The sequence below is a fragment of the Aromatoleum sp. genome, assembly GCF_035254505.1.
Lineage (GTDB): Bacteria > Pseudomonadota > Gammaproteobacteria > Burkholderiales > Rhodocyclaceae > Aromatoleum.
Genome location: NZ_DATFAO010000039.1, coordinates 1 through 10,210 on the forward strand (window position 1 = coordinate 1; position 10,210 = coordinate 10,210).

10 protein-coding genes are annotated in these 10,210 nt (G+C 67.7%); 1 reads left to right on the forward strand and 9 read right to left on the reverse strand.

Translation table 11 applies throughout. From position 1 onward, the window contains the following. On the forward strand, window positions 1-697 hold a 697-nt coding region (locus VJ673_RS06270), incomplete at its 5' end, for a DNA gyrase C-terminal beta-propeller domain-containing protein (protein ID WP_324125197.1). Here VJ673_RS06270 and motD read toward each other — a convergent pair. From motD to VJ673_RS06315, 9 genes are all read right to left on the reverse strand, one after another. Then, window positions 686-1,582 (reverse strand): flagellar motor protein MotD, encoded by an 897-nt coding sequence (motD, locus tag VJ673_RS06275; protein WP_324125198.1) that lies wholly within the window; start codon window positions 1,580-1,582, stop codon window positions 686-688. The genes VJ673_RS06270 and motD overlap by 12 nt on opposite strands. An 18-nt stretch (window positions 1,583-1,600) precedes the next feature. Next, a complete protein-coding gene (locus VJ673_RS06280) occupies window positions 1,601-2,341 on the reverse strand; it encodes a flagellar motor protein (protein ID WP_324125199.1) in 741 nt (246 codons plus the stop codon). Window positions 2,342-2,366: 25 nt separating this feature from the next. After that, window positions 2,367-3,149 (reverse strand): RNA polymerase sigma factor FliA, encoded by a 783-nt coding sequence (locus VJ673_RS06285; protein WP_324125200.1) that lies wholly within the window; start codon window positions 3,147-3,149, stop codon window positions 2,367-2,369. A gap of 128 nt (window positions 3,150-3,277) precedes the next feature. Continuing rightward, window positions 3,278-4,084 (reverse strand): MinD/ParA family ATP-binding protein, encoded by an 807-nt coding sequence (locus VJ673_RS06290; RefSeq protein ID WP_324125201.1) that lies wholly within the window; start codon window positions 4,082-4,084, stop codon window positions 3,278-3,280. Window position 4,085: 1 nt separating this feature from the next. After that, window positions 4,086-5,636 carry a flagellar biosynthesis GTPase FlhF gene (gene flhF, locus VJ673_RS06295; protein ID WP_324125202.1) on the reverse strand — a complete coding sequence of 517 codons (1,551 nt, stop codon included), beginning with the start codon at window positions 5,634-5,636 and terminating at the stop codon, window positions 4,086-4,088. A gap of 143 nt (window positions 5,637-5,779) precedes the next feature. Continuing rightward, window positions 5,780-7,888, reverse strand: a complete 2,109-nt coding sequence (flhA, locus tag VJ673_RS06300; RefSeq protein ID WP_324125203.1) for a flagellar biosynthesis protein FlhA — start codon at window positions 7,886-7,888, stop codon at window positions 5,780-5,782. Window positions 7,889-7,912: 24 nt separating this feature from the next. Further along, window positions 7,913-9,052, reverse strand: coding sequence for a flagellar biosynthesis protein FlhB (flhB, locus tag VJ673_RS06305; protein WP_324125204.1), 1,140 nt, complete (start codon window positions 9,050-9,052; stop codon window positions 7,913-7,915). A gap of 144 nt (window positions 9,053-9,196) precedes the next feature. Beyond that, window positions 9,197-9,655 carry a DUF192 domain-containing protein gene (locus tag VJ673_RS06310; RefSeq protein WP_414635635.1) on the reverse strand — a complete coding sequence of 153 codons (459 nt, stop codon included), beginning with the start codon at window positions 9,653-9,655 and terminating at the stop codon, window positions 9,197-9,199. Window positions 9,656-9,713: 58 nt separating this feature from the next. After that, window positions 9,714-10,210 (reverse strand): pseudouridine synthase (locus VJ673_RS06315; RefSeq protein WP_324125205.1); only part of this gene is annotated, 497 nt, incomplete at its 5' end.

Sequence of the window (10,210 nt, forward strand, 5' to 3'; positions counted from 1 at the left end):
GTCTAAGAACGGCTGGGTGCGTTCGCGCCAGGGCCACGGCATCGACGCCGCGGCCATCAGCTACAAGGCGGGCGACTTCGCCTTCGCGGTGATCGAGACACGCACCACCTGGCCGCTCGTCGTCATCGACACCAACGGCCGCGCCTACACCGTGCGCGTCTCGGATCTCCCCGGCGGACGCGGCGACGGCGTGCCGATGACGACCCTCGTCGACTTCCAGGACGGCGGCAAGCTCGCGCAAGTGCTCACCGCCGAACCCGAATCGACGTGGATGTTCGCGAACTCCGGCGGCTACGGCTTCATCTGCACGCTCGCCGACGCGACGAGCCGCCAGCGCGCGGGCAAGGCCTTCATGACGCTCGAAAAGGGCGAGAAGGTGCTCGTGCCGGCGCGCGTCGTCGGTGACAAGATCGCCGCGGTGTCCGAGAACGGCCGCATCCTCGTCTTCGTGCGCAGCGAGATGAAGGTCCAGGCGGGCGGTCGCGGTGTGATTATCATGGCGCTCGACGACGGTGAAGCGCTCGTCGCAGTCGCGGTGCCGGCCGATGACGCAATCCTGAAGGTCGAAGGCATCGGCCGCGGCAACAAGGCGACGAGCGTCGAACTGAAACCGGCGCAGCTTGCCGGCCTCGTCCACCGCCGCGCCCGCAAGGGCATGGCGCTGGCGATCAAGCTCAAGCCCTCGTCACTCTCCTGAGCGCGGTCCGGGCGCAGCGTTACCGCCGGCTGAAGACGCCGGCGGCGCCGCTTGTCCTTCCGGCAGGATCGAGCGCATCGGATCGCCCTCGCGGATCTGGCCCGGCGCCCGCGACGGGTGCTCGCCTGTCACCGACTCGATCAGGATGCCGACGCGCCGGTTGCGCGCCCGCCCCTCCTCGTTCGTGTTGTCAGTCACCGGGCGCTGATCGGCATAACCGGCGGCCGTCAGTCGTGTGCCATTCACACCCGACTCGATGAAAAGCCGCACCACCGACGACGCCCGCACGGCCGACAGCTCCCAATTCGACGCAAAGCGCGCGTTGCTGATGGGGATATTGTCGGTGTGCCCCTCGACGGTGATCGGAAACTCTGCCCGCGCGAGCACCTGCGCCACCGCGCGCAGCACCGTCACCGCCGACGGCGCGAGCGTCGCGTCGCCCGGCTGGAAGAGGACGCTGGCGTTGATCTCGACCGTGATTCCGCGCGCGCCCTCGCTCACGTGGACCTGCCCGCCACGCGTCAGCGGCTCAAGCACCTTGCGGATGTCCTCGGCCATCGTCGTCATGCGCTTCACCTCGGTCTGACGACGCACCTCGATCTCGTCGTCGGTGGGCTTGGCGGGCGTGATCGGGCGCGTCGGCGTGACGTTGGGCGGCGTCGCGATGACCGGATCGCCGGGCTCGTTCACGGTCACGTTACGAAACGCGCTGATCAAGGAATCCGACAGCACGCGGTACTTGCCCTCGTTGACCGAGGACAAGGCATACATCACGACGAAAAACGCGAACAGCAGTGTGATGAAGTCCGCATAAGACACGAGCCAGCGGTCGTGGTTTTCGTGGTTGATTTCGTCGCTCTGACGATGCCGGCGGTGTCGTCGCATGGCGCGCCTCCGCGTGGATCAGGCCACGTAGCCCTGCATCCGGCTTTCGATGATGCGCGGATTGTCGCCGTTGGCGATGCCGACCAGGCCATCGACGAGCATCTCGCGCTGCGACACGGCCGTGCCGATATGGGCCATGAGTTTCTTCGACATCGGCAGGAAGATGAGGTTGGCCGATCCCACGCCGTAAATCGTCGCGACGAAGGCCACCGCAATCCCCGCGCCGAGTTTCGACGGATCGGAGAGGTTCTCCATCACGTGGATCAGACCCATCACCGCGCCGAGAATGCCGATCGTCGGCGCGTAGCCGCCGGCCGCTTCCCAGATGCGTGCCGACTGGCGCATCTGCGCAGCCCAGGCATCGATCTCGACCTCCAACACCTCGCGCAGCCGCTGCGGCTCGACGCCGTCGATCAGCAATTGCAGCCCCTTGCGCACGAACGGGTCCACGATGCGCGGCAACTGCGCCTCCAACGAGAGCAGCCCCTCCTTGCGTGCCGTCACGCTCCAGCTCGTCGCTTGGCGGATCAATTCGGCATGCGTCGAGGTCGGCGGCACGAACACCCATTTGGTCATGCGGATGCCCTGGCGGAACACCGGCAGCGGGCTCTGCAACATCACCGCGCCGAGCGTCCCGCCGATGACGATCAGGAACGCGGTCGGCTGAACGAGCGAGGCGATATGCCCGCCCTCGACCACCTGTCCGACGAGGATCGCAGCGACCCCGAGCGTGATGCCGATAAGGCTGATCTTGTCCATGATCGCGATCCCCGGTCGGCTCCGTTCAGGCGCCGGTTGCCGGCGTCTTCGGCGGACGTCCGCGACGCGCGCCCGTGCCCGAGCCCGCATCGGCACGCGCCGTGCCCATCACCCGCGACCGCAGCCGGGCCACCGCCTGACTGTGCAGCTGGCACACGCGCGATTCGGACACCCCAAGCACCTCGCCGATCTCGCGCAGGTTCAGCTCCTCGTCGTAGTACAGCGCCATCATGAGCTTTTCGCGCTCGGGCAGATCCTCGATCGCCTTCACGAGCGCACTGCGCATGTTGGCCTGCTCGAAGAGATCGGCCGGATTCGACTCGTGTGCACCGAGATGGCGCTCGAAGTAGTCCTCGCCTTCCTCGTCGGTGAAGTCCTCGAAATACACGAGCTGATGGCCGCGTGCGTCCTGCAGCATGCGCTGGTACTCCGCCAGCGGCATGCCCATGCTTTCGGCAAGCTCGATCTCGGTCGGCGGACGGCCGTTCTGCTGCTCGAGGCTGTGGACGGCACTTTCGATGCGCCGCATGTCGCGCCGCATGCTGCGCGGCAGCCAGTCGTTTTCGCGCAAGCCGTCGAGCATGGCGCCGCGGATGCGCTGCACCGCATAGGTCTCGAACTGCGCCCCGAGGCCCTCCTCGTAGCGGCTGATCGCGTCAAGCAGGCCGAGCATGCCGTTCTGGATCACGTCGTCGAGGTGCACACTCGCCGGCAGCTTCGCCATCAGGTGGTAAGCGATGCGCTTGACCAGCGGAGCGTAGGCCTCCACGAGATGATTCTTGTCGAGATTTCCGTCAGCGTCGTACATCCACTTTGCCTGTATCTTCTTGCGACCAGCGTTGGGATTCGGACGATCGGGCAGACCGCCGGACTGCCATTGTCCCGCAGCGGCGATCCCATTGCCAGACGCTTTGCCAGAAGAATAGGTGAAGGGAATCATGTCCGCGACCCGAGCGCAGCCGCCCGCGGACGACGCAGCCCGCAGCTCGCCAGGCGACGCAGGAAGGCGGCCTCGGCATCGCGCGGCGAAGCCTCCGTGAACTCCGCACTGAGCCCTCCGGCGAGGTCATCGCGCTCCACTTCGCCGAGCCACGCGAGCGGCAGCCCGACATGACGCGCAACCAGCCCGTCGAGGCTCGTGAAGAAGGCCTTCGCATCGGCACGACCGCGCGCTCCGGTGACCGCGACATGAATCGAACCGGCACCGGCCGCGGCAAGACGCTTGATGACCTGGTAGGCCTCCGTCGCGCCCCGATGACTCGCCTCGGCAAGGACCAGTCGGCGCGGCGCGGCGAAGATGAAGGGCGAGGGATCCTCCGCCGCTTCGCAATCGGAATGCACGAGGATGAAGCTCGCCGGCCGCATCAATGCACGCAGCGCCTGCAGCAACACTTCACGCCGCTCGCTGTCGAGGAGCGGCAACGCGAGCGCGGCCGCCGCCACCGGCACGCGGCCGAGCAGCCCCGGCAAGGGCTGGACGAGATCGCGCGGCTGGACGCCGGCACCGAGCACGCTCAGCAGATCGCCGCCCGGCTGCTCACCCACCAGATGCGCGAGCGAGCGCTCACCGCGCACCTCGTCGAGCATCAACACGCGCTCGCGATGCCCGGCAACGCGATGCGCCGCTTGCAGTGCGATCTGGCCCGGATTGCGGCCGGCGGCATACAGCGCCACCACCACCGGCGGCGCCCGCCGGAAAAGCCGGCGCAGGCCGGCTGCCTGGTCTTCGTGGGGGTCGATCATCTCAGGCTCCGGCCGCAGCGAGCATCAACGCCGCCTCGTCCCCGCGCAGCTTCCACGGCGAATCAGCCGCCTGCACGCGCAACGCCCGATGCAGCAGATACGCGCGATTCGGCAGATGCAAGTCTTCCGGCACCCGCTGCCCGTTCGCAACATAGAAGACGTCGAGCTGGCTGCTCACGGCCACGTCGAGCGCCGGCGCGAGGGACGCGGCTTCGTCAACCTTCGTCAGGATGCAACCCGCGAGATCCGGTCCGCGGTAGGCACGCACGACATCCGCCAGCGTGTCGCCGCGACAGGTCGAATTGAGCAGCAGCAGGCGACGCACGTTGCCCGCGCCGGACAGCAGCGCGGCCTGCTCGGCAACCATGCGGTCGCGCTGGCTCATGCCCATCGTATCGATCAGCACGATGTGGCGGTTGCGCAGCTCGGCGAGCGTCTGGCGCAGGTCGGACGCGTCGCGCACCGAGAACACCGGCACACCGAGGATCCGACCGTAGATGCGCAGCTGTTCCTGCGCGCCGATCCGGTAGCCGTCGGTCGTGATCAGCGCGACCTTGTCGGCGCCGTGGCGCACGACGCAGCGCGCGGCGAGCTTGGCCGTGGTCGTCGTCTTGCCGACACCGGTCGGCCCCACGAGCGCGTAGACGCCACCGCGGTCGATGATGTCGGCGTCGGAAGCGATCGCTCCCAGACCGCGAGCCAGCGCATTCTTGACGGCGGTGCGCGCCTGCTCCGGCGTCGCGTCTTCGCCGACGGATTCGGCCAGGCGGCGAGCGAGCACGCCCGAGAAGCCGGCTTCGAGCAGCTCACCGACGATCTCGGCACGCGCCGGTGCCTTGCGCCGCGTCTCGCCCCAGGCGAAGCCCGCGAGCTGGCGTTCGATCATCGCGCGGATGCCGGCAAGTTCGCCCATCAACTGGGCGTTCGCCTCCTGCAGTGCACGTACCCGTTCATCTTCCACAGCAGCCGCAGGAGCCGGCGCAACGGCTTCGACAATCGGCTGCGGCGCCACGGGCTGAACCCTGCGGGTGGCGGGCTGCGGCGCGAATTCACGCTGTGCCGCAGGCATTTCGGGCATCGGGATTTCCGGCAGCGCCCAGTCGTCCGCCGCGTATTCGGCCGCGTAGCGATCCTCGATCTCGGCCTCACGACGGCGCATCACGTAGTCGGCGGTCTCGACGCGCGGAGGGTTGAACGCGCGGATTACCGGCGCCTTTCTCGCCGGCGGCGAAGGGGGCGAGGACGGCTGCGCGGGCGCAGCGCGACCCGACAGGCTCACCTGGAAGTCGTCATCGTCGAAGTCGAGCATCGTCGGCCGGCTCGGCGCGGGCTGCGGTGCGGGACGGCGCTCCATCGCGGGCTGCGGCGCCACCTTCGGGGCCGGTTTCGCGGCGCCGGGCAGTGAGCCGACCTCGTCGGCGGGCAGCGCGAGGATCTCGACGCCGCCTTCGACCGCGCGGTTCGACAACACGATCGCATCGGCACCGAGTTCGGCCTTCAGGGCACGCAGGGCCTCACGGGCGGTTTGGGCGAAATAGCGCTTGACGTTCATTTTGACTCTCCCGACTGCTACGCATCTCGCGCAGCATGGAGCCGATTATGGACGGCGAGGCCCGAGTCGATAGCGCGGAATAAAACGGGTTTCTCCCCGTTAATCCACCGCCGGCGAACTGCGCAGTCCCGGGCGGACGCGCCTCAGCGCCCCGCTCCACCGACCATCGCGGTCACGCGGATCGTGCGCGTTTCCGGCACTTCGGAATTCGCGATCACCTTCAGCGAGGGCACGGCGCGGCGCAGGAAGCGCGACAGCAGCCAGCGCAGTTGCGGCGGCACGAGCAGCACCGGCGGCAGCCCGATGTCCTCCTGGCGCTGCGAGGTTTCCGCGACCTGGCGCAGCAGTCCGTCGGCGAGGCTCGGCTCGATCACCGCCCCGTCGCCGCCACCGGAGGTCATCGCCTGCATCAGGATGCGTTCGAGCGCCGGATCGAGCGCCATCACCTGGACGTCCGAGTTGCCCGGGAACAGGCTCTGCACGATCGCACGGCCAAGCGCCTGGCGCACACGAGTCGTGAGCTCGATCGGGTCCTGCACGCGCGGCGCGTTCTCCGCCAGCACCTCGATGATCGTGCGCATGTCGCGGATATTGACGCCTTCGTCGAGCAGGTTCTGCAGCACGCGCTGCACCGCGGACACCGACAGCAGCGCCGGCACGAGGTCCTCGACGAGCTTCGGCGCGGTCTTGCCGATATGGTCGAGCAGCGCCTGCGTCTCCTGGCGCCCCAGCAACTCGGAGGCGTGCGTCAGGATCAGGTTGTTCAGATGCGTCGCGACGACCGTGCTCGCATCGACGACCGTATAGCCGAGCGCATGCGCCTGCTCACGCTGCGAGGCGTCGATCCAGAAGGCCGGCAGGTTGAAGGCCGGATCGCGCGTCTCGCGCCCCGCCAACGGCCCGCTGACGCGCCCCGGATTGATCGCGAGATACTGGCCCGGATAGGCCTCGCCGCTGCCGATCTCGACGCCCTTCAATGCGATCCGGTAGGCATTCGGCTTCAGCTCCAGGTTGTCGCGGATATGCACCGGCGCCGACAGGAAGCCGACCTCCTGCGCGAACTTCTTGCGCAGACCGCGGATGCGCTTCAAGAGCTCCCCATCCTGGCCCTTGTCGACCATCGGGATCAGCCGGTAGCCGACCTCGAGCCCCAGCACGTCGACCGGGGCGACGTCGTTCCAGCTCGCCTCCTGCGACTCCGCCGCCGGCGCCGGAGCCGCCGCAGCCGGTTTCGCGCGCGCGGCCGCCTCGGCCTCCTGCCGCTCGACCCCCACCCGACGCCACGCGAGCCACCCCAACGCGCTCGCAATCAGGATGAACACCAGGTTCGGCATCCCGGGGATCAGACCCAGTATCCCGATGATCGCCGCCGTCAGCATCAGCACGCGCGGGTTCGAGAACACCTGCGTGATGACCAGCCCGCCGACGTCCGCATCGTCGCCGACGCGCGACACCACGAGACCCGCCGCCACGGAGATGATCAGCGCCGGGATCTGCGCCACGAGACCGTCGCCGATCGTCAGCAGCGTGTACGTCCGCATCGCAACGGTGGCCTCCATGTCGTGCTGCACGATCCCCACCAGCAGGCCGCCGACGATGTTGATCAGCAGGATCAGGATGCCCGCGACCGCATCGCCGCGCACGAACTTCGACGCACCGTCCATCGCGCCGTAGAACTCGGATTCCTGCGCGACCTCCTTGCGTCGCTGCTTCGCCGTCGCCTCATCGACCAGACCCGCATTGAGGTCCGCGTCGATCGCCATCTGCTTGCCCGGCATCGCATCCAGCGTGAAGCGCGCGCTCACTTCCGCGATCCGCCCCGCGCCCTTCGTCACGACGACGAAGTTGATCACGACGAGGATCACGAACACCACGATACCGATCGCCGTGTTGCCGCCGACGAGGAAGTGCCCGAAGGCCTCGATCACCTTGCCGGCCGCATCCGGCCCGGTGTGCCCCTCGAGAAGCACGATCCGCGTCGAGGCGACGTTCAGCGCGAGACGCAGCAGCGTCGTCACCAGCAGCACGGTCGGGAACACCGAGAACTCGAGCGGGCGGCGCGTGTACATCGACACCAGCATCACCATCACCGCCATCGCGATGTTGAACGTGAAGAACACGTCCAGCACGAAGGCCGGCAACGGTAGCACCATCATGGACAGCACCATGATGATGAAGATCGGCGCGCCGAGCATCCGCACGTTGGTCGGCGTCAGCAGCATCCGCAGGTTGAGGGTATCGTTCGTCGCCATCTCTTACTTCCTTTCCGCGCCCGCTCAGTCGGGCGAGCCCGGGTCCATGTCCTCGGGCACTGGCAGCTTCGCCGGCACCGCGGGCGGCAGGCCGCCCTTTGCCAGCCAGTGGTTCAGCTGGTAGACGTAGGCCATCACTTCCGCCACCGCCGTGTACAACGCCCCCGGCACGGCCTGTTCGAGGTCGCAATGCTTGTACAGCGCACGCGCCAGTGGCGGCGCCTCCAGCAGCGGCACCTTGTTCTCCTTCGCGAGCTCGCGGATCTTCAGCGCCAGCTCGCCACGCCCCTTCGCCACCACGATCGGCGCCCGCATCTTCTGTGCGTCGTACTTCAGCGCCACCGAAAAGTGCGTCGGGTTCGTCACGACCACGTCCGCCTTTGGCACCTGCGCCATCATCCGCCGTCGCGCCATCTCGCGCTGCATGCCGCGGATACGCGCCTTGACGTGCGGATCGCCTTCCTGTTCCTTCGCTTCGCGCTTGACCTCTTCCTTCGTCATGCGCAGCCGCTTGTTGTACTGCCAAAGCTGGAAAGGCACATCGATCAGCGCGAGGATCGCCAGCCCCATGATGATCAACAGCGCCGACATCAACACCGTGTGGAGGAAGTCCGGCACCGCGCTCTCGATCGCCTCGCCCATCAGCGTGAAGATGTGCTCGCGCTCCCGCCAGACGGCATAGGCCCCGACGACCCCGACGATCCCCGTCTTCATCAGCGACTTCACCAGTTCGGCGACGCCGTGCATCGAAAACATCCGTGCAAAACCCTGCATCGGGTCCATGCGCTCGAACTTGAAGCTCAGCACATTGGGCGAAAACACGAAACCGCCCATCAGGATCGGCGCCGCGATCGCCGACACGAGCAGGATCGCGAAGAGCGGCGTCATCGTCACGAGCGTGTCCATGAACAGACCGAGCACGCCTTCGAGCATCTTGTTCTGGTCGACGAGCTTCACGCGCTCGATATGGAAGCCCTCGCGCAACATGCCCAGGATGCGACCCGACATCCACCCGCCCATGACCCACAGGCCGGCAACGCCGGCCAGCAGCACGAGGAAGGTCGACAGCTCGCGCGACTGCGGAACCTGCCCTTCCTCGCGGGCCTGCTCCAGCCGTCGTGCGGATGGCTGTTCTGTCTTCTCTAGATCGCTGTCGTCGGCCATTGCCGCGCCCCTGCCTGCCTCGTGCCGACCGACCGCTCAATGCGGACGAACCCCGACACAGGGCAATTATCGCCGGCAGGCGGCAAGCACTGCCGGTCGATAAGCGACCGGAAAAGCCCTCAATTCAGGAAATGGAAACGGCGCTCAGCGCCCGGCGGGAAGCTTGTCGATGCCGCGGATCTTGTCGCCGGCGCGCACGCCGCGCCCCGCGAACCAACCCTCGTTCATTTCGAGCGCGAAGCGCGCGGGGCCGGCCGCGCAATGACTGTCCAGGGTCTGCGGCTTCATGTCCTCGATGTTGAGGATGCGCCCCTCGCGATCAAGGAAAGCGACCGACAGCGGAAGCAGCGTGTTCTTCATCCACATGCAGTGCCGCGCGTCTTCGGTGAAGACGAAGACCATGCCGTGCTGCGCCGGCATCATCGGGCGATTCATCAGCCCGATCTGGCGGGTCATGTCCGTGTGCGCCAGTTCCGCCTCGATGCGGTACATCCCCGCCCCAAGTTCGACCACCGGCAAATCCGCCCGCGCCGCCGGCACGACGCACATCGACCCGACGGCCAGGACTGCTGCGGCGCAAGCGCCCACTGCGCGGAACTTCATGGATGCATCACCCGGAATGGCTGGAGCGCGCAATTCTACTCCCGCCGCACGGGCCGTGCTAAGGGCGACGACCACGCGGCCCGGCAGGCCGCGGCCTGCGTCCCACACCTGTCGGCGGTCCCGGACGCTGCCCCGCCGCCACTGCCGGCATCGCAATCTCTTCGCTGCGCCACTGCCCCGGGAGCAGACCGTCCAGCGACCAGTCGCCGATGCGCACCCGGATCAGCCGCAAGGTCGGGAACCCCGCCTTCGCCGTCATCCGCCGCACCTGCCGATTCTTCCCTTCGCGCAGCACGATCTCGACCCAGCTCGTCGGCACGCTCTTCCGAAAGCGCACCGGCGGATCGCGCGGCCACAACCAGTCCGGCTCCGAAATACGCCGCGCCTCGCACGGGCGCGTGACGAAATCCCCCAAGTCCAGCCCGCCACGCAGCCGCGCCAGCGCCGCCTCGTCCGGCTCTCCCTCGACCTGCACGACATAGGTCTTCGGCAACTTGTGCCGCGGATCGGTGATCCGATGCTGCAACCCGCCGTCGTCGGTGAGCAGCAGCAAGC

Bases quoted from the DNA above. Each gene is read 5' to 3' on its own strand.
- flhB (WP_324125204.1), bottom strand. From the start codon at position 9,052: ATGGCCGACGACAGCGATCTAGAGAAGACAGAACAGCCATCCGCACGA.
- VJ673_RS06290 (WP_324125201.1), bottom strand. From the start codon at position 4,084: ATGATCGACCCCCACGAAGACCAGGCAGCCGGCCTGCGCCGGCTTTTC.
- VJ673_RS06285 (WP_324125200.1), bottom strand. From the start codon at position 3,149: ATGTACGACGCTGACGGAAATCTCGACAAGAATCATCTCGTGGAGGCC.
- flhF (WP_324125202.1), bottom strand. From the start codon at position 5,636: ATGAACGTCAAGCGCTATTTCGCCCAAACCGCCCGTGAGGCCCTGCGT.
- motD (WP_324125198.1), bottom strand. From the start codon at position 1,582: ATGCGACGACACCGCCGGCATCGTCAGAGCGACGAAATCAACCACGAA.
- VJ673_RS06310 (WP_414635635.1), bottom strand. From the start codon at position 9,655: ATGAAGTTCCGCGCAGTGGGCGCTTGCGCCGCAGCAGTCCTGGCCGTC.
- VJ673_RS06280 (WP_324125199.1), bottom strand. From the start codon at position 2,341: ATGGACAAGATCAGCCTTATCGGCATCACGCTCGGGGTCGCTGCGATC.
- flhA (WP_324125203.1), bottom strand. From the start codon at position 7,888: ATGGCGACGAACGATACCCTCAACCTGCGGATGCTGCTGACGCCGACC.